We start from the raw sequence: 24,169 nt of genomic DNA on the forward strand, positions 1-24,169 counted from the left end.
CCGCCATAATAATTTGGGTAACAACAGAACCCAGCGCGGTATCAAGGCGGCTATACTTTATCGTGGAAGAACTTAATCCTTTATCGACAACCGCTCCCTGCTGGTAAAATATCATCCAGGGCATAATGACTGCCCCGATGTTGGCGGCGATAAGCAGCCAATAACCGGAATTTCCTAACGGCTGAGAACCTGTCAGTGCCTGTATTATTGCCGAAGGCTCCGGATGGGCATAGACCGCCGCAGGAATAAAGATAAGTTCAAATAGTCCAATCGCGATGGCTATTCTCTCGACCCGTAAATACCGCCCCGTAGTAGAAATGAAAATAAGCAACACTGCAGCAAGCCCAACACTTGCCCATTCCGGAATTCCAAAAAGTAACCCGGCGCCCGCTATACCGGAAAACTCGGTAACCAGCGCTCCTATGGCCGATACAAACAGAGTGATTACCGAAATCCAGGCCCATTTTGCGCCGAAATAGTCCTTGATTAATTGTCCATGTCCCCGTCCGGTAGTAATGCCAATCCGGGTCGTCAATTCTTGAATGAAGTACAAAATAGGAATCAGCAATAATTGCAGTACTAACAGCTTATAGCCCCATTGCGCTCCCGACTGGGCAGCGGTAATGATGGAGCCGGCATCCGTATCGGCCAGCATAACGGTAAGACCCGGTCCCATTGCGGCTAGAAAAGCCAGCCAGGCTTTTTTCTTCAAGGTAGTTTCTTTTTTCTCTTTCGGTAATGCCAATCTATTTTTGCTCACGGTTTTCTCCCCCGTTAATAAAATTGTTCTTAATTTTGTTCCTGCTGAGTTTATTACATGTCAACTGTCTTAATAAAATCACTGCCGTTACCGTATGATAATGAAAACCGTTATCAAATTATTGACAAAAAAATAAAGCTAAATACCTTTCTTGCACCCTCCTTTTAATTACTATTCTCCCGTAACAACCAGCGTTTGAAAAACAGAACTTTTTCCGTCTTAATGACAATACGCCGGTAAAGTGCGAACAGATTTCATGATAGTATATGGTACTCCCGCCACTGAAGTCTGGTAGCTATGCTCCGATTAAGAGTTCGATACTACTATAACAAAAGAATATGAATTTTTTATGAAGGCAAGCACTTTTATAAACCTTTCCTTTAGTCTGTAAGGGCCTACCAGACTTATTGAGCTATTTTCCCGGCCCCACAATGCTTCTTCACTCTTTTATTTTCTTTCACCATGCTTGGCTAATTCGTCAATTCGGTGTATGAGGTGATATAGCAAATAGCCGACAATCAAGGTTTGGACTATAATCAGTGGCAACATTTATCTTCCCTCCTTTCCAATGAACTTCCGCTAGCCTCATCATACCGTACTCATATGAATAACCGATTATGGCCTTGCTTCAATCAGCTTGACGATTTTTCCATCTACGTCCTGCACCTGCTGAATCTCAATTCCGGCAGCCCGTACATTCTCTACGGTCCGGCGGTTAATATTCGAACCAATCAACCGTAAGAATACCGGATTCAGAACATCCATCAGCCAGCCGAGCAGCGGCTGGTCACTTCGCACATGTTCCAGCAGGACAATCTTCCCGTTCGCCTTACAAACCCGCCGGACTTCTCTCAACCCTTGCACCGGATCCGGCACCGAACAAAATACACAGGTCGCTACCACGGTATCAAATGTCCCGTCCGGAAAGGACATATGCTGAGCATCCATCTCCATTAACGTAACAGGTACTTTCGCCAGATGAACTTTTTGCCGGGCTTTGGCAAGCATGGCCGGACTAAAGTCAATACCGGTTACTTCACAGTTTGGCCGGTATAGGGAAAGGTTCTTGCCTGTACCCACTCCTACTTCCAAAACTGAACCAACAGCTTGCGTTATGGCATTTTGTCGTACACTCTCCGGGATCATCCGGTCCATCCAGTCATAAAACCGTGCCCGCCGGTTATACCGGTTACGAATGATTTCCGTTTGCAACAGTATCTCTTCCTTATCCATTATGAAATCCCCCTGTTTAGACTATAAAGGTGTCTCACCGTCTAAATTTTACCAACCTAAATTATTACGGCTAACTTTAAATTATGACCGGCAGCCGTGTCTTACACAGAATGCCGATTTTCTCTGTCTACGGGCAGCATGACCTGAAATACACTTCCCTTACCCGGTTCACTGGTAACAGCTACTCGACCGCCATGAATTTCCACCAGTTGTTTGACAATAGCCAGACCTAGGCCGGAACCGCCGCTTTTTGGATCGCGGGATTTGTCGCCCCGGTAAAAATGATCGAAAATATGGGAACGTCCTCCGGTGCAATCCCAGTGCCGTTGTCCTGGATGGATGCGCAAAGCCAGCGCTGATTTACTGTTTGCGTCAGCGCTGTCGTTACCTGTACATGCCCCTGGACCGGCGAATACCGGATGGCATTGACTAAAATATTGTAGAATACCTGGTACCTGGCTTATCCGATCTCTGTCTACACTGACCTCCGGCAATTCAGCGGCCAGCAGGCAATCAATCTGAATCGCCTTTTCCTCAGTCAACGGTTTGAGCATAGTGACGACCCGGCTAATGATTTGATTGATATCCGCAGGATATTTTTCCAGTACCAGTTGCCGGACTTCAGCCAGCGATAAATCGCGTAAATCTCTAATCAAACGGTTTAAACGAATGGCTTCCTCATATAAGGAAGTGAGCTGTTCTTTGCTGGGCTCAATCACTCCGTCCACCATCCCTTCAAGATTCCCTTGAATTACCGCCAGCGGCGTCCGGAGTTCATGGGCGATATTGGCCAATAACTGGCGGCGCAGATTGGTGTTTGTCATCAAGCCTTCGGCCATCCGGTTGAAAATAGACGCTAAATGGCCGACTTCATCCCGGGTCTCTACCGGTACTTTTTGATTAAAGTTTCCCTTTTCGATTTGTTCCGCTGCCCGGCTTAAATTCCGCAGCGGTACGGTAATGCTGCGCGCCAGGGCATAGCTGGCCCCTAATCCCAGCAGCAGAATCGCTAATCCCACCCAAATGAGCGATTGATGGAATGACGACAGAAAGGTTTCTTCCATCGGCCCTATTACCAGAGTCTTAGTGGTATTACCGGCATTTATGTGTCCCAACATACCACTGTGATACATTTCCATTTGCTGCACTACCAGATATTCATTAAATTGCTCCGTCATTTGGAGATTAGCCAAATAAATCAGGAGAAAACTGGTCAAAACCACGGTCAAAAACGTCAGTCCCGTAATACGGTAAATAATACTATTCATTCGGCAGTCAAACCACCCTTTGCAGTACACGTAATGAAGCCTTCCTTTCCCATGATGAATCATCTATTCGATTCGCGATTGATTTTCTTTTCTCGTTTGATAAAACCTGGCTCAATCTAAAATTTCACTTGCGGCACTGATTTGATCCCCTCATCGGCTTTGAAATATTCCTTTTGACCAAACCCTAAAGGATCGGCGAATACACTGGTTGGCAGCGAACGAATCGCCGTGTTGGAGGCCTAGACACTTTCATTATAATCTTGCCGGGCTACGGCCAGCCGGTTCTCCGTTCCGGCCAGTTCCTCCATCAATGCCCGGAAATTTTTATCGGCCTTTAAATCGGGATAATTTTCGGCAATCACCAGCAGCCGGCTAAGCGCGGTGTTGAGTTCACCGTTAGCCTCCGCTTTTGCTGCCGGCCCTTGCGCGCCTGCCAGTTTGGCCCGGGCATCGGCTACCGCCTGAATTGTTTTCTGCTCGTGGACTGCATATCCTTTTACGGTATTCACTAAGTTAGGAATCAGGTCGGCCCGCCGTTGAAGCTGATTTTCCACCTGGCTCCATTTGCCGTTCACAGTTTCATTCATATTGACGAGATTGTTATAACTGACAATCCCGCCAAAAACTAAAACTACGATGATTGCTGCGCCAATCCATATGACTTTTGGCATCAGCCGTTCCTCCTTACGTATTCTTTCCTCTAGTATACAAAGCCGTTATACAAAAAACCAGGAATGACCTGGTTTTTTTCTAGAATCCACTTATTTTAAGTCCTATTTATTCCAGTTCACTTTTTATCCGTTGATATTCTTCACTGGTAATTTCTCCCTTGGCATATCTCATTCTCAATATTTCCAAGGCACCGCCCTCTATCATTCGTACAATGCCCACTACGAAAAACCGCCTTATACATCCAAATCACCGCCAGGTAACCAGCGCAGCAAAAGCAAGCTGGATAATCATTCCGAATCCCATTCCAACCCAGCTCAGCGAACCGTTGTAGCCATATCCCATCATTATCTGCCAGACCTCCCTTTACTTTATTTTTCTTGCCGATTATTTATTGTCTTAGCGTGATGCGCACTATGCCCCATTTGGTTGTTTCCGGGCATTGAACCAGACGACATCATTTTCATGGATTCAATACATTGCTGCGCCATATCGTTTTTGCCGTTCGCAGCTTGGCTATTGACAGCATCGGCAGACTGCATCATATGGGGAGTTGACGGTGTAACGTTTTTTTCCGCCGCCATAGCAGTACTAAAACTAGCAAAGAAAACCGACGCCGTAACCATACTGCCAATAAGCCAACCGGTCATTTTTCGATTCATCATTCAACCTCCATTGGATGTTTTATGGTCTTATTATAGTCATACATTGTGAAGATCCGATGAAAACATTGTGAAAAACTAATGGTTTTTTGACTCTGCGTAAAGGGCCGTTTTTTATTTAATGTTAAGTTGACAATGATACTGCTATGTGCTATAAATGTAAGTAATTGTTCCGCCGATTGGAAAAACCAAAGGCTGAGGCATTTTTGCCTATGCTTTTGGTTTTATTTTTTTGCTCAGGAGGGATAACAGGTGTAAAAAATTCAATTTGAGACTTAACCATTTGATAAATAAGGAGAGATGCTTTGTGTTAAAAAAATTTGCCCTTTTTATACTGATTATTGGCGTAGGTATCGTCGCCGGCTGCAGCACTGCCCCGTCCATCCGGGAACGTGCCACCGGGACATTATTAGACAAAATAAAAGCTCAGGGTTTTATCCGGATCGGGACGGAAGGCACTTATCCTCCCTTTACTTTCAAAAATGATCAGGGATATTTGACCGGCTTCGATATTGAAGTCATAAGTGAAGTGGCTAAACGCCTGGGAGTCAAACCCGTGTTTGTACCAACGGAATGGAAGGCCATGTTTGCCGGTCTTGATGCAAACCGTTTTGACCTGATTGCCAATCAGGTTGGCATTAATGACCAACGCCGGGAAAAATACGATTTTTCTGACCCGTATACCGTTTCGGGCGTAAGAATTATCGTACATAAGGATACGACAACAATCCATTCCATTGCTGACCTGAAAGGCAAGACCGTCGGCGTCAGTCAAGGCAGTAATTATGAAGCAATTGCCAAAAAAGCGGGCGCTACTGTCCGCTATTATACCGGCGCTAGTGAAATACTGGCTGACCTGGCAGCAAAGAGAATTGATGCTGCTTTAAATGACCGCCTGTTCGTTGCCGAATACTTAATGAAAAATCCCGACCGGAATTTAAAAGCAGTAGGCTCTACTTTTGACAGCTCCCGCACAGGCTTTGTATTCCGCAAGGGTTCCCCTGGACTGGTCGCAGCCGTTAATAAGGCGCTGCGAGACATGCAGACGGACGGAACCTTTAAAAAAATCTCGGAAAAGTGGTTTGGCGAAGATGTCATTAGATAAAGAATGGCTCATTATATTGCACTCTCTGCCGGTTTTGGCAGAGGGTGCCCTTGTTACACTTGTTTTGAGCTTCGCCGCCATGGCGGGCGCCTTATTCCTTGGTCTGGCAATCACAATAGTGCGCGTATTTAAGATCCGGTCTCTGGACCGGACCGTACGGCTGTATGTCTCCTTTTTCCGGGGGACGCCCTTATTGGTACAGTTGCTGATTCTTTACTTTGGCCTAACCACTTTTCATATTATCCTTACGCCATCCACCGCCGCCCTATTGGGTCTCTCACTGCATTTCAGCGCCTATATTTCGGAGATATTCCGCGCCACGGTCTTGTCGATCAATCGCGGGCAATGGGAAGCGGCTTTTTCTTTAGGTATGACCAAGGTTCAGACATTACGCCATATCATCCTTCCTCAGGCAATGCGAATATCTATTCCGCCTCTTTGGAACAGTTTTATTGATGTTTTGAAATCTTCCTCTCTGGCCTCGGTGATTACGGTCCCGGAATTGACCCGTCAAATTGAAGAACAAAGCGCAGCTCATTTTATCTTTATGCCTTATTTTATTACTCTGGCCCTATTTTACTGGGTCATGGTCGTCGGGATGAGCCAGATACAAAGCTGGCTGGAAGAAAAAATGCACATCCCCGGTATGTAGGGAAATATAAACAAAAAAGAGAAAAGTGCGTCCCTGATTCTAAGAACGGGGCGCACTTTTTTATAGAAAAAAGGATTACCGGGTCTTTCCGGATAAGCCAGCTATCTATCATCCAACTAGGCGTTTGTTTCTTGTTAACGGTGCCGGGTCCGTTTCAGGTGTCTTCCCGGTAGGAACTGCCGCCGGCCGGTTGCTATAATACCATAATATTGCGCCGGCAATCGCGGCGGTAAGCAGGGTCGTTAGTTGAGCCGCTTTAATTGGGCCGATCATTAAACTGTCCGTACGTAAAAACTCCAACCCAAAACGGGCCAGCGAATAAAGAACAAAGTACCATAATGCCACCTGTCCGTCATATTTTTTACGCTTTAACACATAGAGCAGAATAAACAGAATCACAATATCCAATGTGCCCTCAAACAGCTCCGCCGGTACCAGCGGCGTCGCCCCCCAAACCCGGTACGCCGGCGTACCGGGCTGATAAACAACCCCATACCAGGCACCGGTCGGTTTGCCGTAGGCATCGCCGTTTAGAAAGCAGCCGACCCGGCCAATGGCTTGTCCGAGAATCAAGCCGGGCGCTGCGAAATCAACAAACCGGCGGAGGGATAGCTTCTTTTTGCCCCAATACCACCAGGCTAAAAGGAGATTGGCTACGACCGCCCCTTGAATTGACAGGCCGCCTTGCCAAAACATCAAGGCATGCAGCGGATTGCCGGCAAAATTCTGCCAGGAAAAAATCACTTCCCAGATGCGTGCTCCCAGCAAGCCGGCAATCAAAGCATATAAAGCATAATCGGAAAGGAACTCTGCCGTAAATTCTGACCCTTTCGCCAAACGGACCGTAAGCAATAATCCGACGGTCAGTCCCAAGGCTACCATGACCCCCCAGGCATGGATTTTTAGACTGCCGATAGTAAATAATATGGGATGCATAACTTGCCTCCTTTTTAGCGCGGATTATATCCGGCATTCCGTATTGCTGCTTTTAATTCATTGACAGTTGTCATCTCCGGATCATAGGTCGCCTTCACGCTGTTTGTTTCTAATGAAACGTCGACGGAGACCACTCCTTTGATAGCGAAAAGCGCTTTTTCTACGCTTTGAACACAATGTCCGCACGTCATTCCCGCTACCGCCAGGGTAGCTTGCTGCGTATTGATGGTTTGTCCATTATGATTTTTCGGCTGTTCGCTCCTTTCACCGCCGCAACCACCGCCATTCATGCCGTGACCGGAATGTCCGCCATGGTCATGTCCATGACTGCCGCCACCGCAGCAGCCGCCGCCATTCCGGTGCATAAAAAACATAAATGCTCCAAATACAAGAAATATTCCAATATTGCCCCAGTCCATTCGAACATCTCCTTCATTACTTTTTGTCAGCTCACATGTTATCATAGCAAAGGGTTATGCATTTCCTATGAAGATACTGTGAAAAACTTATGAATTCTTGATTTTGTTATAAAATAGGCCCCAAATTCCTATTTAGAAACCCAAAGGCGCTCCTTTCGGGCTAAAAGGAGCGCCTTTGGGTTTTGGATTATTCTTAGTAGTCTAATAAACATACGCTTGAAGATGCATCGTCGGTATATCTAATTGCACGTAAATAAGTGCAAATCCGGGGTAAACCGGCTCAAATCATGAATTCCTAATGCCTCTTCTATTTGAGCTATGCAATTTACAATATTCTCAAAGCCATTTTCCCCGAACCTTTGTTCCTCTATTTCTTCGAATTTCTGTCCTAACTGATAAAACCGGTCTGGGTTGACTAATTTCCGAAAGGCTGGAAATAGAACCGTATCTTCTCGTGCGGAATGAGGTTCATACATACGGATATAGGCGGCCATTAGTTGACATAATTTGAAAGGACTTCGTATTCTGGCACAATGCATTATCATCTTAGTCAACGCGCGTGCTGTCATATGTTGTTCCAGTAATGTTGCCACTAATTTAGTATATTGCTGCTCTTGCAAAAACTTAGGGAAAAGATACGTCTCTTCGAGTTTTTGGTGATAGTTGTTGATAAATTCTTGAGCTATCACTGCTGTTTCCATAGTAAGGTCAAAAATATTACCCCAGCCATAGGAACACTCAGCTAGGAGGCGGTCTTTAATCTCACCGTAGATCAAAATAATGCGTATTAGCACACCGTGCTCTCGCATTAAATCTTCTGTGGGTGAAATTGTCTCTTGCTTCTGATAAAGCCCACAAGGCTCTTGCATCATTCTTTCCCACACCTTTGCAGATACATTGTAAGCCGAATAAATAGCTAATCGTTTACGTCATATTCTATGTCGTAAATTACATGAAAGTGCCAGAGGAGCCCAAATGTTACCACAACATTGGTCTCCAATCAAATTGGGCAAGTTATTTTATTGTCTTGTAGACATGCTCCCCTGAATTCCTTTTATAACGTCTGCTATCCTATAAAAATACCGGGAAAGCGGCCGGCTTTCAAAGTACAAAAAGGCAATGGGAACGATAAGCAATGTAAACACAGTGGAAGAAAGAAGTCCGCCGATAATAACCCAGGCCATACTAACCCTGGTTTCTGAGCCGGCTGTCATAGCTAAAGCTGTCGGCAGCATCCCTACAATCATGGTCAAGGTTGTCATAAAAATCGGTTTTAACCGTTTTTTCCCAGCTTCAATGACCGCCTCTTTAGCACTGAGCCCTTGTTTTTGAAGCGTCAGTGTATAATCAAGCAATAACGTACCGTTTTTGGCCACCACGCCATCCATAACCAATATTCCAATTAGCGAATACAAATTAATCGTATTATGGGTAATTGCCAGAAAAACCAAAGAACCAATCAAGCCCAAAGGCAGGGAAAACATCCGGATAACAGGAGTGGAAAAGGATTCATACAGTATCGCCAGCAGCATATAGACAAGCAACAAGGACAACCCTAAGGCTTGTGCCATTTCGGCAAAAGTGTCATGCATTCTATTCGCTTGTCCGGTGAATTCATAAGTTACATTTTTACCCAGGTCTGCCGCTTTTAGTTGCTTATCAATTTCATTGAGCACTTCTTGCAGCGGCCGGTTTGTTACATTGGCTTGAATCTCTGCGGATTCTTGTTTATCATACCGCCGCAGTCTGACCGGACCAACGGCGTCTTTGACCTCCGCCACACTGCCTAACCTGACTAAACCATTTGCCGTTTGTACGGGAATTGAACTAATATCCGAAGCCTTAAAACCGTCACTGCCTTTAAGACGCACATAAATTTTGGTATCTTGGCCATTGTTCATTGGATCATTAGTAAAATATCCTGCTTGGGCGCCGGCAATCGCCCCGGTAAATACATTATTTACATCATTGACTGAAGTCTTGTAGAATTTTAATTTCTCCCGATTAACAACTAGCCGCATTTCCGGCATACCTTCCGTATAGGAACTAACAATGTCCTTTACTCCATTAACTTTGGTCAATACCTGTTGTACTTGATAAGACGCTTTTACAAGGCTATTCAGATCCGATGAATAGAGTCCAATTTGTATTGGGTGGCCCCCACCTGAAATTCCGGGAATCGAATTGCTGGTTTCACTAACTTGGGCGTTAGCTTCCGGGATTTGCTGTTTGATAAATTGGCGGACTTGGTCGGTAATTTGCCATATGCTCCGCTTCCGGTTTCTTTGATTGGTCAATTGCACACTAAGACTCCCATTGTTTCCACCGCCGGAACCCACACTTGACAAATAGTGGATCACCTCGGGAATGGTGCTGATATAATCTTCTATTTGCTTGACTTTCTTATTCGTCAGGTCGATATCCGTACCTACGGGCATTTGAATGTTGATACGAAAACTTCCTTCATCGGTTTTGGGCATATACTCCAATCCAATGATGCCGGTAGGAATCAGCGAAATAGCCGCCAAAAAGAACAACAGCCCCATAGCTACTAATTTTTTCCCATTAGCCAAACTCCAGCGCAGCAGTTTTTCATATCGACCAATCGTCCCGGTTTCCAGCTTATTCATAAAATCCCAAATAGGGCCTTGCGGTTCATGAAGACCATTTTTAAACAAACGCGACGCCAGCATAGGCGTTAGGGTAAAAGAAACAAACATCGAAAATAACGTAGCAAACACAATAGTCAATCCAAATTGCCGGAAGAATTGCCCGGTCATACCGTTCATAAACGCAATCGGCATAAATACCACAACATCACAGAGCGTAATTGCAATAGCCGCCATACCAATTTCGGTCCGTCCCTCTTCTGCTGCCACGCTGGCCTCTTTGCCCATTTGCAAATGACGATGAATGTTTTCCAATACAACAATCGAATCATCCACCAGAATTCCAATGCACAGGGACATCCCCATTAACGACATCATGTTAAAAGTGAATCCGGCAAAATACATGGCAAAAAAAGTACTAATAAGCGATGTCGGTATCGCCACTAATACCGTTAGCATCGAACGCCAGCCCCGCAAAAAAAGATATAATACTAAACTGGTGGTGCACAAGCCTTCAATGAGCGCTTCTAACGTGTTGTTCAATGAATTTTTTACATACTGGGAGGCGTCAGTGATGACTAGGAATTGATAACCCGGATACTGAGCGCGCAGGTTATCCAACTGTCCCTTCACAGCCTGCGCGGTATCTACCAGATTGGCGTCACTGTTTTTGTAAATGCTCATGGAAATTACGTCTTGCCCGTTACTCCGTGCATACCGGCTTACCCGGGCATCTTGCTCCCTGATGGCAGCTAAGTTTTGCAACGGTATAGCATTCCCATTCATGCTGGTAACATAAATATTTCCCATATCAGCAGGTGAAGTATATTGTGCAGTTAACCGCACATTGGTTTCTTTATTATTGTGAAATACCGACCCCGCCGGAGTTAACATATTTTCTTGTTCAATACGATTTACAATCTGATTTAACGAAATATTATAATAAGACAGCTTGTTTTTATCAACTTCGACGGCTACTTCCCTATCCCGTCCCCCATCAAGTTGTACATCGGATACCCCGCTGGCACGCTGTAATTTTTCGATAAATACACTATTCGCCATAGTGTATACTTCCCCCAGCGGTTTATCTGCCAGAACGGAAACTTCCATAATCGGAGTCGCATTGATGTCACGTTTGATAACAACCGGTTCTTGCACCCCTGACGGCAGTTTGCTGCGTACGGCATTTACATATTTCGTCGCATCAATGGCGCACGTATCGGCATTAGCCCAGAACTCAAATTCCAGACTAATTTTGCCAACCTCCGGCATCGCATTAGAAGTCATATGTTTCAGATTGGATAAAGAAGATAAGGAATTTTCCAAAGGTTTAATAACATCTTGTTCGACCTGTTCACTGCTGGCTCCCGGATAATTTACCGTCACTGTTACATAGGGCGTATTTACTGCCGGCAGCAATTCGACGCCAATGCGGTAAAAGCTATACAGCCCCAGTACAACGAACAGCATGACAATCATAGTAATGCCAATTGGTTTCTGAATGGAAAAGCGCGTAATGTTCATTGATTGCCACCCCGGTTGATTACCATGCCTGAGGCTAACCGAGACAAATTACTGACTGCAATTTGTTCTCCTTCAGTGAGACCGCTGAGAATTTCTACATTTTGATCCCCGCTGACTCCTACCTGAACAACCCGCTTTTCCACCTTATTCTGAGAATCTATTACATACACATAAGTCTCGCCGCTTTTTTCTAATACAGCCTCTTTAGGAACTGCCAATGTGTTTTTACGTAAGACACTAGCAATATTTGCCTGCGCAAATATACCGCCTTTTACTTCCGGACCCGGATTATCCAAGGCAATGCGTAACGAAAATGTCTGTGTCTGGGAATCACTGGCCGGACTGATATAAATAACCTTGCCCGGCAGTGTTTTTCCTAATGCATCCAGTTGTACTTCTACATTCATGCCTGCTTTCAAAGCGGGTAAGTCTTCCGGAGCTACCTGACAGTCTACATAAATTTCACTATTGTCCACAATACTCAACAATTTTTGTCCTGCAGTCACCATCGAACCGACTTCTACCTGCCGATACCCAATCACTCCGGAACACGGTGCGCGTAAAATTAAATCGTCCCGTTGGGTTTGCATGGCGTTCACACTGTATTGTGCTTTCGCGGCCGCCGCTTGCGCGGAAGTAACAGAAGCTGCTGTGCCGGAATTCATCTGATTGGCTAAAATATCCAAGGCCGTTTTGGCAGCCGTCAACTGTTGTGAATTGGTATCTAACTGTTCTTTAGAAATTCCCCCTGCCGCATATAGCATCTTATAGCGTTGATAACTGTCCAGAGCACGTTGATAATCGGCTTGTGCTTTACTATAATTTGCATTTACCGATACCTCTGTTGTTACTGCATCGGCTGCAGCCTGTTGATACGCCGCCTGATTTTGCTGAATGGAATTATCAATATCCTTGGTATCCTGTACAATGAGAATTTGCCCTTCTGATACCGATTGCCCCAAATCAACCTTTACCGCAACTACTTTGCCTAAATATTTTGCAGCAATATCCACCTGTGATTTAGGCACTGTTTGGCCTGTAAGCGAGATATTTTTGATCAAGTTCCCCCGTTTTACCGTAAGTACATCAACTGTTGTTTGCTTATTCTTAGCGTTGCCAGCTCCAACTGCACTTTTTTGTTTTACCTGATTAAAAATTACAATTCCTAGGCAAAAAAATAAAACGAACCCGGAAATCAGCAGCAACTTATATTTATTGATGCTTTTTAAAGATCGATAATTCATTAATAATTCTCCTCACCTGTATGATTCAAAAACTACTACTTAACAGCTATCGCCAAGCCAATGATACGGCCACACGGCCCAACGATTTTTTACCGTTAACCATTCGTTAAGATCCTCTCTTCATTTAATAGTTTTAGTATAGATACTAAATTTAAACTTTTTCTAAACAGAATTAAAAAATTTTCGAGAATCACTTTGCCAAAGACTACATTCTGCTGTACAAAAAAAAGAAACTATCTGCCAACCAAAAGCTTTGGCAAAATAGCTCTTTCATTAATACCACTACGAAGCGCAAAACTTACGAAAGCGATAGCCTGTTCCCCAAACCGTCTCAATGTAAACCGGATGAACTGAATCCGGCTCAACTTTCTCGCGAATACGGTTAATATGAACCATTACCGTAGCGGTATCTCCTATGGCATCTATCCCCCAAACCCGATCAAAGAGCCTTTCTTTACTGAATACGATCCCCGGATTTTCCGCTAAAAATGCCAGCAGTTCAAATTCCCGATTCTTCAGCGTTGCTTCTTCGCCATTTACAAAAACACGGCGTGCATCCAATTGTATCTCCAAACCGGCGCAGCGCAATATCTTGCCGTCGGAATTTTCCCCGCAAGTCAACCGTTCATAGCGCGCAATATGCGCTTTTACCCTCGCCACCAATTCATTCGGACTGAACGGCTTCACAATATAATCATCCGCACCGAAGCCAAAGCCACAAATCTTGTCACAATCCTCCCGCCGCGCTGATATCATGAGAATCGGCGTGTTTTTGTGCTCACGCACCTGACGGCATACCTGAAAACCATCCTGTCCAGGCAGCATGATATCCAGCAGAATCAGCGCGTAATCTTCCGCCAACGCCTTTTGCAATCCCCGGCTCCCGTCAGCGGCAATTTCCACGGTGAAGCCATTTGCTTCCAGATAATCCCGTTCCAATTCTAAAATTCCGGTGTCATCTTCTACAATCAAAATCTTTTTCATGCTCGTTCCTCCCCGGCAATTGGCAACAAAATGCAGATGGTCAGGCCTCCGTTTTCGCCGTTTTCCGCCCAGATTTCCCCTTGCATGGTTGTAATAATTTGCTTTACGATTGCCAACCCCAAACCACTCCCCTTGCCGACATTTGTCCGCGCCTGGTCCGTACGGTAAAAACTGTCAAAAAGTTTTGATAGCTCCGGCGCCGCAACTCCTTTGCCGTCATCAGCAAACTCCAGACGTAGTTGACCCTCGGCCTCGTTTTTAAGCGAAATCGTCAAGTTGCCGACCTCGCCTCGCTTATATTTCAAGCTGTTTTCCACTAAATTTTCTACCACCCGCTGAAATTGGATACGATCAATTCGCACCTGAGAATTTACACTCTGACAGTTAAGCGTCAGCCGCAATCCTCTTGTCAGCAATCTGTCGGCATTCTCAGCCACATAATCCGTAAGATAATCTTGCAACCGCACTGCTTCCAGGCAAAATTCCACTCGTCCAAGATCAAGCTTAGAAAATAAAAACAGACTTTCCACAAGTTTTTCCATATTGCAAGTTGTCTGATAAATCATATTGAGATAATGCTCTTTTTTCTCAGCGGTTTTTGCAATACCATCTAAAAGACCGCTTGTGTACCCTTTGATGGAAGTCAGCGGCGTAGAAAGGTCATGCGAAATGCCGACTATAAGCTCCTTCCGGTTTTTCTCATATCTTTCCTGTACTTCCCTTGCTGCTTTAAGCTGCATACGCATTTGATCGAACTCACGGCAGGCAGCTCCCAGCTCATCTTTCCCCTCTGTGGGAATCGCATAATCCAAATTGCCGCGACTGATTTCACCGGCAGCATGGCTCAATTCTTCTATAGGCTTTATAAGCTGTTTGGATAACCGGCGGGAAAGAAATACGCCCGTAACCACGATGATAAATACAGTAATGCCAACGACAACAAATGCTATGATCGTTAAAAAATTTTTAAAAATTGACTCCAAGATTCCTCCCCGCGCAAGAAACGGCACATTCCCTACGGCAACTGCTATCATAGCACGTTTCGTTGATTCATATCGAAAAGCAAAACCACTTTCGTTCCAAAGAAAAACAGCCCCGGTTCCGGTGTACCGTTTATCCAGCTTCGTCATTACTGTTGACGCATCACACCCCTGCGTTACATAAAGAATCTCGCCGCCCTTCACGACCGCCACCTGAATTCCCTGCTCTTCTAAAGCCTGACAAGCTTCCCGCAACTCTCTCATCTTGGGACCCTCCGAACGATTGACTTGCTCACGCAAAGAACTAACCGCCAGTTGAATCGATAACGTCGGTCCGATTTCCGGCCATAACAGGGCAATCTCACTTCGCCGCATGTTACCAGTCAGCCGTAATCCCAGCAGCACACTCGTACCAATGATCAAGATCAGTAGCACGGGGATAAAAATCATCATAAAATTGGAAAACATCAATCTTCTTCTAACAGATAAATCCCGGATTCCCATAAATATGCCGCCTTTTTTAGCAATTTAACCTTACCATTTTACAAAATTCAGCATTTATTATGCTGCTCTCATACCGACTAGCAAAATGCAACCGAAAATGTCTCTTTTCTTCTTTTGCTAAGTCCTAGTATAGATATAAAATTTAAACAATTTCTAAACAGGATTGAACGATTTCCAAAATTTATTTTTTTTAAAAAACCTGCCGTGTGCGCATGTCGGGAAACCCAACCAGAGGCGTGGCAGGTGAATGTATTCATTCATTTTAACCTTTCTTATTTTTGGCAACGATAAACAAATGCCGGTGGCAGGTTTAATGGAACAAACTCAATTTCTATTTCACTAAAATGTTGTTTCAGCACTTTTCTCATTTGCAGAGAGTATTGAAAAGCAACAAAGATACCTCCCGGCTTAAGAGAACGGTTAATTGCCTCCATAATTTCATTACGTAATGTTACGGAAAAAGTGGCAAATGGTAATCCTGATACAATACAATTAACTTGCGGCAGATCATATCTCTGCAATAGCACGTCCAGTTTTTCTGCATTGGTTCCGTAATAAAATGAAGAAAACTTAGTCTGCAAAGCCTCCCGCATTTCTAAATCTTGTTCTATAATAAGTACCCGGCACGCTTCTCTTTTATTTTGGGCAATGAAGTTCGTAAATACTCCGGTCCCGGCACCTAATTCGGCGATTGTTTCAATCTTATCCCAAGGTAAGGTCGCCAACATTTTTTTTGTCAAAAATGACGAACTGGGAGTAATACTACCAATCTTTTTTGGTTCTAAAATAAACTTTTCCAGAAAAACAGTCCGATTTGTCATCGTTTTAATTATCTCCCTTATGATTGAAAAGAAACTTTGCGAAAACAAAGTTTTGATATATTATCAGTTAATTACATCTCTGTTTATAATAGACAATAATAAAAATAAAAAGTTCATTAGTAAATAATTAATTTCTCCCAGTTACTGCGAAAAGCGGAATACTCTTGGCAAATGTGAAAAAATAAGCCACAGCTACGCTTTGGCTTATTTTTCCGGACTATTATTGTACTTATGTTTCTACTGAAGTCAATCTAAGATCATAATGCCTTTTAATCGGCTTCAATTACGCTAAACCTTTACATCAACGCCATTAGTAAAGTCTTGGGAAGATTGACTGCCGGCTTTCTCGGCAGCAAGCTCTTGTTGTTTCTGAATTTGGTCTTTAGCAGTTTGCATTGCTTGTTGAAGTTTTTGGATCTGCTGTGAACTTCCACCTTGACTTTGCAATTGGGTTATTGCACTTGAGAATTTGCTTATCTGATTTTGCAAAGTAGTGGGGTCGGTTGAAGTAACCATTGTTGATATGTTTGAATTGCTTAGTGATTTAGTTAAACTTGCGATCTGACTTGCTTGGTTATTTATTGCTGATATGGCCATCTTAAACACCTCCTTTCCCATAGATTAATGGGCACTATTAATATTATCGGCATAATCTTATATATTCTTAACAGCGAAAGCATTCAAACGGTTCACAAATTGATTGTTGATGGCATTCACCGCATCTAGCGCCGCTTGGGCGCGGCCAATTTGGGCTGCGGCGTGTCGCATTTTTGCCAGTTCACTGGGATTCTTCAATAGTTTAGTTAATTGTCTGCCTATCTTGTCACCATTTAGGTCTTTTAGCCAACAGGCAGCCCCTTTATTAATAATAAACCTGGCATTATCCATTTCCTGTCCAGGAATGGCTTCGTAGAAAAGCATTGGCAGTCCAACGGCCAGCGCCTCACTAACAGTAAGCGCGCCCGGCTTGGTAATAAGGATATCGGATACTCTCATCAATTCCATAATCTGCTCCGTATAGCCAAGCACATAGACATTATGTGGCGACTGCGCCGCCAACGTCTGTAAATTTTCGTATAAAACGGGGTTTTTTCCGGCCACCACAATAATCTCAAGGGGTAATGTTACCTGATTCAAGAACAATAGGAATTCAACTAATGGTCCTAATCCTAAACCGCCCCCCATAATGAGCAGGACAGGCTTTGTTTTATCCACCTTCACCGGACTTTCCGCTACTTCCTGCGCCGATGCAAAGCGAGGGTGGATGGGGATTCCTGTAGCAACAACCCGTGAAGCGGAAACACCTTGCTCAATCAGTGGGACTTTTAACTCAGGATCTGCTATGATGTACTGATCAACCTCCGCGTTTATCCCAATAGGATGAACCGAAAAATCAGTGATTACGTCTACAACGGGAATCTCCAGTCTTTTTTTGCGTTTCAGGTAAGCCATTGCGCCGCAAGGAAACGGATGAGTGCAAATAATCAAACTTGGACAATGCTGCTTAACCAAACGAGCCACACTTAACCGCATCGCCCAAAAGAAAATATCCTGGACTTTGGCTGTTGACCGGGTGTGTTGCGTCCAGCGGTACAGAATATCATATATCTCCGGCGAAACAGTAATTGTTTTCAAATATAATTCCTTGATTAGGTGATTAAACCGCGAATTTGCTTCCGACATGAAGTCAGCAATATAGATACTATCGTGGGGAAATTGGATTTCCCAAGCTGTTTTCAATGCTTTGGCCGCCTGATTGTGCCCTGCCCCGATGGATGCCGAAATGATTAGTACTCTTTCGTTTATGTCAGGCATGTCGATCTCCTCACTACTCTCTAGTTTTCCTCGCTACCATACTAAGACATTATCTCATTTTCATCTATTAGTTCCACCAGCTTGCCAAATGCCGTTTTATCACCGTCACATGCCTCGGATATTAAATAATTCAGATTCTCACTTAAAATTTTGTGTCTCAATATGAAAGACAAATCAAACAGGTAAAAAGTTTACGAGAAAAGAATATTTTTTTATGGAAAATATTATACATAAAAAAATAAGTCTACCTATTTGTGGTATACCTATCAATCCATAACAAATATTTGAGAATTTCCGAATCTAGTTTTGTATCTCGACTGCGGCAATCAAGTCTCTCACAGATCATGAAGTTTTTGTTTTGTTCAGAGCGAAACTAAGGCTCCAAAAAATTATCATGATAAGACTACCTAAGATTAGCCATTGCCATGCTTTCCTGGTAGCAAACAAATATATAAATCCGGTGCTGACATAGTAAGGCACCATAGATATTATGGCAGTCCAAAGGTAAGGCCATAATTTCATCGACGGCATTACACCGGCGATATAATTAACAGCAAAGGCCGGAACGGGAAGTAATCGTGCTATCAACAAGCCCATAGTACCTTTTCTTTTAACCCATGAGTCCACTGTATTGATTTGATCTGCCGCAATTAGTTTTCGCACAAGCGCTTGTCCATAACCGCGGGCAATTATAAAGATAATGAGCGAACCGATAATAAAACCAATCCATGAGTATAAAATTCCCAGATAGAGTCCATAAATTTTCAAATATAATACCATCAGGCTTTCCGTGGGGATAGGGGTTGTGCTTATAAGCCCGATTAAAACAATGGCGATAATAATTCCCCTAAATCCCCATGCCCGAATGACGTAGGAAATTTCGTCACGCCTATCAAAATAAAAAAAAGTTGCCACACAAATAATGAGTACTAGAAATAATAAAATAGTCCCACTATATTTATACACGTTCAATTTTTCTCCCCTGTTTAGCAGTCGATTCATGAAATTAGACCCTTAGGCCTGCCTTGCAAAGGCGATTAAGCGCCTCGAAATAAAGCGGTATTTAAAAATATACCGTTATTATTCTCCGGGGAGCTGGCGATAAGCCGTTCAATGATAGAGGTAATACGTAGCGAACCATCGTTCGGCGGTCTCCGTACATTCGAATCATCGAAGCCTCTCTCGGCCAGATTATTGATGATATGAGTGCCCTCGGACGGGTCGGAACAAAAGTATCCTAATTGATTGTTGACCACATAATGAATGTTACCACTTTCCTGTATTCCAACCGCTTCGGTAATAATCAGCGGCCGGGACATAGCCGCCGCCTCCATTATCGTGCCGGGTCCGGCTTTGCTAATAATAATGTCGCTGGCGGCCATCAGGACCTCCATGTTATCGACAAAGCCGTATACCTGCAGGCTGTCAAACCTGGATTTCACACTCTGCAGTTGATCAAATAGCTCTTTATTATGTCCCGCGACTACCATGATCTGCTTATCGTGGCAATTCTTTTCAATTTCTTTGATCCATTTGGCCATATTCCCCGCTCCCACCCCGCCACCGGTTAAGAGTACGGAAAACCGGTTTGGATCAACGCCCAGAGCCCTGCGGGCCTCGGCGCGAGTAAGCTGGTTACAACTAAATTTGGGGTGAACAGGAAATCCGGTAATAACGATCTGGCTGCCTGCAATCCCATACCGGATAAGGGATTGATAAGCCTCTTCCGTAGGCACCAGATACAGATCCGCACCGGGTGTAGCCCAGGAAGCGTGAATCGTGACCAGATCGGTCACCACCGTGACAATTGGCCAGACAGCGCGACGATCCTTTCGACCGGCAACTAAAAGCCCGGTTACCAGGGGATGAGTCGATACCACCAAAGCCGGATTGATCCGGTCGAGTTCCCTTTCTATCCGCAGAAAGGCCTTACTAAATACGAACCTGGTCATCAGACCAATCCGTTTTACACTGTTGGTTTTAGTAAAAAACAAGTTATTGAGCCATAGCTGCTTGCGGGAACAATAGTCGTATATTTCCGGTGCCGATCTGAGGACGGGAACCCCGGTAGCTTTGAGAAAATCCTCCAGCGTACACTTCATATGGTTTTGGCTGCTCAAAGCGGCCATTAATGCGGTAGCGGCACTCCGATGACCGCCTCCGGTGTCGGAGATGGCGAATAAGACATTTTTTGTGTTGGAAACCATCGTCATCCTCCTGTCATTTTTGTAATTATATATATATATATTGTAATTCCCAATATTATATTAAGACAATCCCATCTGACGAAAAGTTCAAACACCGCTTATTATCTTTTCTTTCCATATCGACATCTGTTATTTTTCCATCTTTTCCTCCCGTTCATGCTCCCACCACATTAGAAGGGAAATGACAAACAATAGCCACATGGTGCCGGCAGAGTACCCGGCGACGACGTCGCTGGGATAATGAACTCCCAGATAAATACGGCTGATCCCGATTGCCACAACTAAGAGCATCGTTATTACTCCTACAAAATAGCGCCATGGCCAGGTTTGTGCATTTCTTGCCAATAAGAAAGCCAGCATGCCATAAAAACATAGCGAGACCATGGCATGTCCGCTGGGAAAACTATATCCCGCTGCCGTTACCAGATGAAATGCGTCCGGCCGGGTACGCTCAAACAGATTTTTCAATACAAAGTTCAGCACCGCCCCGCCAGCGAAACTGAGTGCCAACCCCCCCAATTCCAACCACCGTCGATAAACTGCCAAAGCTACAAATGACGTTGTAACAATCACTGCATAAGAAAAGCCATACCCCAGGGTACTAATGGCAATCATGATATGGTCTAACGTCGGATTGGCAAAATAGCGTACAAGCCAAATGAAGGTATTGTCAAAAACCCCCATTGCATGACGAAACATCGTTTCCCAGGCCAGTATTGAAAATAATAGCAACATACTGCAACTAAGACCCAGGGTCAGCGCGATATATAATATCGGCCATCGATCCTGGACAGTAAACAACCACTTCTTTGCCTTTTCATAAACAGAAAACCGTTTGCTTAAAGAAAAAAGCAGCCACAAAACGAGGGGCAGAAGGATTAAGCTCAACCCGGCAATCAGAAATAGCCATCCAATCACTATTTTTAGTAGGGGAAAGCCTTGCGGGGGAACATGGATCACATATCCATCCACCTGCGAACCAGTTTGTCGCATAACATGACCACCCAGCACGACAATGCTTCCTTGAATCCGGGCTTCCCTCATAAGACGCAGATTGCCGTCGATGAGTACAATACCGTCTTTTACGGTTCCGGACACCGTAGCATTGGCGCCGGCAACCAACAGCCTTTCGATCACCTGATTTGGCTCAATGCTAATATCCTTATGGGAAAAAACGTCGGGGTATTCGGCGACGCCGGAACTATGCACTATGGCCAGCGAGCCTGCTAAAACGAGACAACCCAGAACGACAGATTTCCATATTCGTCCCAACCTCAATTCGATCCCCCCAAGCCAAATCGGAGTAATTACAAAACTGACTGTTTTAGTATAAGTAAAACCCTTGTCAGTATTCCCTGTTTAGATAAACTGACTTATCAATATGCCTGCGCCAAGGATCCAGCAGTACCAGGCGAAAGGACGCATGGCGGTAACCTCATTAACCCGGAACCACTTCATTAAAATCCAGACACTGAGAAAAGCCGCAATTCCAGATGCTACTCCGCCCAAGAGCGAAATCTGAAACAAATTGCCCAGTCCCGCATGCAGCAGTTTAGGAACTTCGAGAACACCGGCTCCGGCAATTATAGGGGTGGCGAGAAGCATAGAGAATCGCGCCGATTCTTCATGTTTTAATCCTGCCCAAAAGCCCGCCGTCATGGTTGCTCCGGACCGGGAAAATCCGGGAATAAGCGCCAGCGATTGAAACAGCCCGATAACAGCTGCCTGCTTGTAATTTAAATCACGAATGTTTCTTTGGCCCTTATTGCGCATTTTTTCGCCCCAATAAAGTAGAAACCCGTTGATTATCAAGAAAATCGCTGCATTGGTGACATTGCTGAACAGATGGCGAATCGGGTGTTCCAGGATTAACCCGATCAATGCGGCCGGAAACGTCCCGACGATTATGAGGAATAATAATTTTCTTGCTTCGTTATTCTGTTTTGAGAACAATGAGGCAATGATTGAGATCCATTCCGTACCAAAATACAACAGCAGCGCAGTAGCTGTTCCCAGATGCAGCATAACTACGAATGGCAAAAAATGTTCTTTAAGAAATTCCGGACTTAAATTCCAATGCAGAAAATAGGGAGTTAAAACCCCATGGGCGACACTGCTGATTGGAAAAAGTTCCGTAAGACCCTGAACAACGGCAAATATAAGAGTTTGGATTACAGACATAGTAATTCCTCCTAATTTTTTGTTCCTTCTCTACCACCACAAACTAAGGCTTGATTAGCAACAGCTTATTTCCCGCCTGCGCCAAAATGGTAAGTGCCCCCTTTTCCCCTTTATTCAAGTCTTGATATTGCGACTCTTTGATAACCAAATATGCCCTCTCCTGCTTATGAATGACCCGTTTTATCTCCTCTAATGAATTGATTTCCTGCCCGCATACACCTGTGTAAAAAGTAAAGCCGGGGTGCAGGAACTTCAGCACATAAACGGGAGATGTGCCGTCATAACTGGCGGTAAAACGTTGGGAAGTCGCCCGCATACTTAAAGAATCCGCAACCGGCGGCATCAGGAGCGTCACTATGATTACGGAAACCAATGCCATGCCGGCGGCTTGCCCCCAAACAGCACTCAGCACCTTTCTCCGCCGCAGGAAATACCAGGTCGCGATCGTCATCAGAATTAAAACAAGCCCTATCCCAATGGCGCCGGCCTTTATCGCCGGCAGGACTTTGATTCCCACTGCAATACCGCCAAGCAGCACCATACAAAGCAGCGTCAAAACGACCGGCCAGACAAGCCCTTCCCCCTTCAACCGGTAATTTCGCTCACAACGGTCAAGATACCAGCCCACAAGCATCGCCAACGGCGGAAATACGGGCAGAATATAGGTTACCAGCTTTGTCTGGGAGATGGAAAAGAAAAAGAAAATAAAAGCCGCCCAGATATTTAAGAACAACAAAGAAGAGTATTCGCCCGTCCCCTTTGTGGTTAAGGACGACCTTACAGCCTGTACCAGCACGGATGTCCACGGAAAGAAGCCGAGAATCAGAACCGGGATAAAGAAATACCACCCGGAGGTCCTGGCATGTTCAGCCGTTGTAAAGCGGACAATGTTGTTAATGCCGATAAAACCATTAATAAACGCTGCTCCGTGAATTTGATACATAAGCCAATACCAGGGCCCGGCCACAATAGCGAAGATAGCAATTCCGGCCGGAATCTTCATCTGTTTCAGTTCCCCAAACCGCCTGGTAAGAGCCAGCCAGATGAGAATAATCGCCCCTTGAAACAAAAAACCGATCGGGCCCTTGGTCAAGGTGGCCAAGGCGGCGAAGAAATAAAAGAGATAGTATCGTCGCAATAAGAAACAAAGCAAGGAAGCCGAAAGAAACAGCGTCAGGGTGATGTCGGTGACGGCGGCCTTTCCCAGATAAAAATATTCCAGGGAAGTTGCCAGTACCAGTCCGCCGGCAATCCCGGCGCGTTGATTAAAAAGCTTCGTTCCCGCCAGATATACCAGGACAACACCGGCTACCGCCAGCAAGGCGGAGGGAAACCGCGCCGCAAATTCATTAATGCCGAAAGTTTTGTAAGACGCCGCCACAAGCCAGTAATACATTGGCGGCTTATCATACCAAACCTGGCCGTATATCCTGGGCGAAAGATAATCGTGGTACAGGATCATTTCTTTAGGCGTCTCTCCATAGACCGGCTCGTCCGGATCCAGGAGCGGCGGCCGGCCAAGACATACAAAAACCGTTATCGCCGTTAAAATAACCAGTAGCCAAAAACTTTTTCCTAATCGCACTTAGAACCCTC

At 44.8% G+C, this 24,169-nt stretch carries 22 protein-coding genes and 1 pseudogene; 2 read left to right on the top strand and 21 right to left on the bottom strand.

Annotated features, from left to right (window positions below; genetic code table 11):
• The 6 genes and pseudogenes from LUCIF_RS17425 to LUCIF_RS17450 form a co-directional block, all read right to left on the bottom strand.
• On the bottom strand, window positions 1-760 hold a 760-nt coding region (locus LUCIF_RS17425), incomplete at its 3' end, for an NRAMP family divalent metal transporter (protein WP_243638752.1).
• Between the two features lie 615 nt (window positions 761-1,375).
• The gene (locus LUCIF_RS17430; protein WP_122629169.1) at window positions 1,376-1,993 is read right to left on the bottom strand and encodes a class I SAM-dependent methyltransferase; all 618 of its coding nucleotides are present in this window, start codon (window positions 1,991-1,993) and stop codon (window positions 1,376-1,378) included.
• Window positions 1,994-2,094: 101 nt separating this feature from the next.
• Complete coding sequence (locus LUCIF_RS27515) at window positions 2,095-3,261, bottom strand: sensor histidine kinase (RefSeq protein ID WP_207857969.1); 1,167 nt, start codon at window positions 3,259-3,261, stop codon at window positions 2,095-2,097.
• Window positions 3,262-3,377: 116 nt separating this feature from the next.
• Window positions 3,378-3,932, bottom strand: a pseudogene (locus tag LUCIF_RS17440) (LemA family protein).
• A gap of 106 nt (window positions 3,933-4,038) precedes the next feature.
• A complete protein-coding gene (locus tag LUCIF_RS26550; RefSeq protein WP_207857971.1) occupies window positions 4,039-4,152 on the bottom strand; it encodes an SHOCT domain-containing protein in 114 nt (37 codons plus the stop codon).
• A gap of 149 nt (window positions 4,153-4,301) precedes the next feature.
• On the bottom strand, window positions 4,302-4,595 hold the full coding sequence (locus LUCIF_RS17450; protein ID WP_126720609.1) for a hypothetical protein: 294 nt from the start codon (window positions 4,593-4,595) through the stop codon (window positions 4,302-4,304).
• 304 nt (window positions 4,596-4,899) lie between these two features.
• Here LUCIF_RS17450 and LUCIF_RS17455 point away from each other — a divergent pair, with 304 nt between their 5' ends.
• Together LUCIF_RS17455 and LUCIF_RS17460 are read left to right on the top strand one after the other, a co-directional pair.
• Window positions 4,900-5,697: a transporter substrate-binding domain-containing protein gene (locus LUCIF_RS17455; RefSeq protein WP_122629171.1), complete on the top strand. Its 798-nt coding sequence runs from the start codon at window positions 4,900-4,902 to the stop codon at window positions 5,695-5,697.
• A complete protein-coding gene (locus LUCIF_RS17460; RefSeq protein ID WP_122629172.1) occupies window positions 5,684-6,349 on the top strand; it encodes an amino acid ABC transporter permease in 666 nt (221 codons plus the stop codon). The genes LUCIF_RS17455 and LUCIF_RS17460 overlap by 14 nt, the downstream gene beginning before the upstream one ends.
• Before the next feature lie 108 nt (window positions 6,350-6,457).
• Here LUCIF_RS17460 and lgt read toward each other — a convergent pair whose 3' ends face one another.
• The 15 genes from lgt to LUCIF_RS17535 form a co-directional block, all read right to left on the bottom strand.
• Window positions 6,458-7,285: a prolipoprotein diacylglyceryl transferase gene (gene lgt, locus LUCIF_RS17465; protein ID WP_122629173.1), complete on the bottom strand. Its 828-nt coding sequence runs from the start codon at window positions 7,283-7,285 to the stop codon at window positions 6,458-6,460.
• A gap of 14 nt (window positions 7,286-7,299) precedes the next feature.
• Window positions 7,300-7,704, bottom strand: a complete 405-nt coding sequence (locus tag LUCIF_RS17470; RefSeq protein ID WP_243638753.1) for a heavy-metal-associated domain-containing protein — start codon at window positions 7,702-7,704, stop codon at window positions 7,300-7,302.
• A gap of 239 nt (window positions 7,705-7,943) precedes the next feature.
• On the bottom strand, window positions 7,944-8,576 hold the full coding sequence (locus tag LUCIF_RS17475; RefSeq protein WP_122629174.1) for a hemerythrin domain-containing protein: 633 nt from the start codon (window positions 8,574-8,576) through the stop codon (window positions 7,944-7,946).
• A 147-nt stretch (window positions 8,577-8,723) separates the two neighbouring features.
• The gene (locus LUCIF_RS17480) at window positions 8,724-11,837 is read right to left on the bottom strand and encodes an efflux RND transporter permease subunit (RefSeq protein WP_122629175.1); all 3,114 of its coding nucleotides are present in this window, start codon (window positions 11,835-11,837) and stop codon (window positions 8,724-8,726) included.
• Complete coding sequence (locus tag LUCIF_RS17485; RefSeq protein ID WP_122629176.1) at window positions 11,834-13,081, bottom strand: efflux RND transporter periplasmic adaptor subunit; 1,248 nt, start codon at window positions 13,079-13,081, stop codon at window positions 11,834-11,836. The genes LUCIF_RS17480 and LUCIF_RS17485 overlap by 4 nt, the downstream gene beginning before the upstream one ends.
• 282 nt (window positions 13,082-13,363) lie before the next feature.
• A complete protein-coding gene (locus LUCIF_RS17490) occupies window positions 13,364-14,065 on the bottom strand; it encodes a response regulator transcription factor (RefSeq protein ID WP_122629177.1) in 702 nt (233 codons plus the stop codon).
• Window positions 14,062-15,549 (bottom strand): sensor histidine kinase, encoded by a 1,488-nt coding sequence (locus LUCIF_RS17495; RefSeq protein WP_122629178.1) that lies wholly within the window; start codon window positions 15,547-15,549, stop codon window positions 14,062-14,064. The genes LUCIF_RS17490 and LUCIF_RS17495 overlap by 4 nt, the downstream gene beginning before the upstream one ends.
• 272 nt (window positions 15,550-15,821) lie before the next feature.
• Window positions 15,822-16,289 (bottom strand): class I SAM-dependent methyltransferase, encoded by a 468-nt coding sequence (locus LUCIF_RS17500; RefSeq protein WP_165866045.1) that lies wholly within the window; start codon window positions 16,287-16,289, stop codon window positions 15,822-15,824.
• 369 nt (window positions 16,290-16,658) lie between these two features.
• Window positions 16,659-16,967, bottom strand: a complete 309-nt coding sequence (locus LUCIF_RS17505; protein ID WP_122629180.1) for a hypothetical protein — start codon at window positions 16,965-16,967, stop codon at window positions 16,659-16,661.
• Between the two features lie 57 nt (window positions 16,968-17,024).
• Entirely contained in the window at window positions 17,025-18,185 is a 1,161-nt protein-coding gene (locus LUCIF_RS17510) for an MGDG synthase family glycosyltransferase (RefSeq protein WP_122629181.1), read from the bottom strand.
• A gap of 342 nt (window positions 18,186-18,527) precedes the next feature.
• The gene (locus LUCIF_RS17515) at window positions 18,528-19,151 is read right to left on the bottom strand and encodes a TVP38/TMEM64 family protein (RefSeq protein ID WP_243638754.1); all 624 of its coding nucleotides are present in this window, start codon (window positions 19,149-19,151) and stop codon (window positions 18,528-18,530) included.
• A 71-nt stretch (window positions 19,152-19,222) separates the two neighbouring features.
• On the bottom strand, window positions 19,223-20,392 hold the full coding sequence (locus tag LUCIF_RS17520) for an MGDG synthase family glycosyltransferase (protein ID WP_165866046.1): 1,170 nt from the start codon (window positions 20,390-20,392) through the stop codon (window positions 19,223-19,225).
• A gap of 129 nt (window positions 20,393-20,521) precedes the next feature.
• Window positions 20,522-21,664, bottom strand: a complete 1,143-nt coding sequence (locus LUCIF_RS26555; protein ID WP_207857978.1) for a phosphatase PAP2 family protein — start codon at window positions 21,662-21,664, stop codon at window positions 20,522-20,524.
• An 87-nt stretch (window positions 21,665-21,751) separates the two neighbouring features.
• Window positions 21,752-22,573, bottom strand: a complete 822-nt coding sequence (locus LUCIF_RS17530; protein WP_122629184.1) for an undecaprenyl-diphosphate phosphatase — start codon at window positions 22,571-22,573, stop codon at window positions 21,752-21,754.
• Between the two features lie 43 nt (window positions 22,574-22,616).
• Window positions 22,617-24,158 carry an ArnT family glycosyltransferase gene (locus LUCIF_RS17535; RefSeq protein WP_122629185.1) on the bottom strand — a complete coding sequence of 514 codons (1,542 nt, stop codon included), beginning with the start codon at window positions 24,156-24,158 and terminating at the stop codon, window positions 22,617-22,619.
• Window positions 24,159-24,169 lie beyond the last annotated feature (11 nt).

Source organism: Allolucifera butyrica, assembly GCF_900476375.1.
Lineage (GTDB): Bacteria > Bacillota > Negativicutes > Sporomusales > UPPP01 > Lucifera > Lucifera butyrica.

What these genes read in the sequence shown, in the direction of transcription:
- LUCIF_RS17530 (WP_122629184.1), bottom strand. Translation starts at nt 22,573, where the DNA reads ATGTCTGTAATCCAAACTCTTATATTTGCCGTTGTTCAGGGTCTTACG.
- LUCIF_RS17480 (WP_122629175.1), bottom strand. Translation starts at nt 11,837, where the DNA reads ATGAACATTACGCGCTTTTCCATTCAGAAACCAATTGGCATTACTATG.
- LUCIF_RS17460 (WP_122629172.1), top strand. Translation starts at nt 5,684, where the DNA reads ATGTCATTAGATAAAGAATGGCTCATTATATTGCACTCTCTGCCGGTT.
- LUCIF_RS17450 (WP_126720609.1), bottom strand. Translation starts at nt 4,595, where the DNA reads ATGATGAATCGAAAAATGACCGGTTGGCTTATTGGCAGTATGGTTACG.
- LUCIF_RS17490 (WP_122629177.1), bottom strand. Translation starts at nt 14,065, where the DNA reads ATGAAAAAGATTTTGATTGTAGAAGATGACACCGGAATTTTAGAATTG.
- LUCIF_RS17430 (WP_122629169.1), bottom strand. Translation starts at nt 1,993, where the DNA reads ATGGATAAGGAAGAGATACTGTTGCAAACGGAAATCATTCGTAACCGG.
- LUCIF_RS17495 (WP_122629178.1), bottom strand. Translation starts at nt 15,549, where the DNA reads ATGGGAATCCGGGATTTATCTGTTAGAAGAAGATTGATGTTTTCCAAT.
- LUCIF_RS27515 (WP_207857969.1), bottom strand. Translation starts at nt 3,261, where the DNA reads ATGAATAGTATTATTTACCGTATTACGGGACTGACGTTTTTGACCGTG.
- LUCIF_RS17520 (WP_165866046.1), bottom strand. Translation starts at nt 20,392, where the DNA reads ATGGTTTCCAACACAAAAAATGTCTTATTCGCCATCTCCGACACCGGA.
- LUCIF_RS17485 (WP_122629176.1), bottom strand. Translation starts at nt 13,081, where the DNA reads ATGAATTATCGATCTTTAAAAAGCATCAATAAATATAAGTTGCTGCTG.
- LUCIF_RS17475 (WP_122629174.1), bottom strand. Translation starts at nt 8,576, where the DNA reads ATGATGCAAGAGCCTTGTGGGCTTTATCAGAAGCAAGAGACAATTTCA.
- LUCIF_RS17505 (WP_122629180.1), bottom strand. Translation starts at nt 16,967, where the DNA reads ATGGCCATATCAGCAATAAATAACCAAGCAAGTCAGATCGCAAGTTTA.
- LUCIF_RS17470 (WP_243638753.1), bottom strand. Translation starts at nt 7,704, where the DNA reads ATGGACTGGGGCAATATTGGAATATTTCTTGTATTTGGAGCATTTATG.
- LUCIF_RS17510 (WP_122629181.1), bottom strand. Translation starts at nt 18,185, where the DNA reads ATGCCTGACATAAACGAAAGAGTACTAATCATTTCGGCATCCATCGGG.
- lgt (WP_122629173.1), bottom strand. Translation starts at nt 7,285, where the DNA reads ATGCATCCCATATTATTTACTATCGGCAGTCTAAAAATCCATGCCTGG.